General features: G+C 31.4%; 2 protein-coding genes. One reads left to right on the top strand and one right to left on the bottom strand.

Translation table 11 applies throughout. From position 1 onward, the window contains the following. The coding region (locus CIN_RS12005) for a hypothetical protein (protein ID WP_040363997.1) at positions 1–186 on the top strand (186 nt) is incomplete at its 5' end. On the opposite strand, the gene CIN_RS05130 is transcribed toward CIN_RS12005, so the two are convergent. Beyond that, a complete protein-coding gene (locus tag CIN_RS05130; RefSeq protein WP_008853994.1) occupies positions 183–473 on the bottom strand; it encodes a hypothetical protein in 291 nt (96 codons plus the stop codon). The two genes, CIN_RS12005 and CIN_RS05130, sit on opposite strands and share 4 nt — an antisense overlap. Positions 474–611 lie beyond the last annotated feature (138 nt).

Here is a 611-nt window from a genome sequence, read left to right as displayed (position 1 = left end):
ATGAGGGTGTTGAAAGTATTAACTTTGATTATAATAAGCCATTTTTTGGCAAGAAATAAAATAATAACAAAATTTATGGATACGTCTTTTGAAAAAGTAATGTGTTCATTTGTGCTTATACCTTTTGTGAAATTTATAACCAGCCAAAAGGGATGGAAGTCTTCTTTTAGCTGGGAACGTTATTAAACCTGTTTTTTAATCATTTGGCTTAGTGTGTTAAAAATATCTTCGGCATCATTAATATATTGTGGATAATCAACATATTCTTCGACCGTTTGAAGAGTTATTTTTTCTAAAGTCTTTTGAGCATTTTCTGGTGATCCGTCTATTTTTACAAGACAATGAATAAGGATTTTATCTTGTATGTTTTTATTAATGACCTCTTTCATATTTCCCTGTCCAAATTGTGTAGAATTTGGTTTCTCTTGCAATAGCTTATCAAAATGTTTTTTGACTAAATTTTCGTAACTCATAAGGTTTTCTCCATGATTGTAATTGTGTCGTAACATTCATCATGGGGGATATGGGAAAGGGAGTCAAATTCCTTTCCCTCCATACTCTGCCCTTTCTTTTCAATACGTTGAGAATAAAGGGGAAAGCGTGAATTAAAG

Source organism: Commensalibacter intestini A911, assembly GCF_000231445.1.
Classification (GTDB): domain Bacteria; phylum Pseudomonadota; class Alphaproteobacteria; order Acetobacterales; family Acetobacteraceae; genus Commensalibacter; species Commensalibacter intestini.
The sequence above is the reverse complement of the archived record's forward strand: the minus strand, read 5'-3'. Positions and strand labels throughout refer to the sequence as shown.

Coding starts and splice junctions, on each gene's coding strand:
- CIN_RS05130 (WP_008853994.1), bottom strand. CDS start 473: ATGAGTTACGAAAATTTAGTCAAAAAACATTTTGATAAGCTATTGCAA.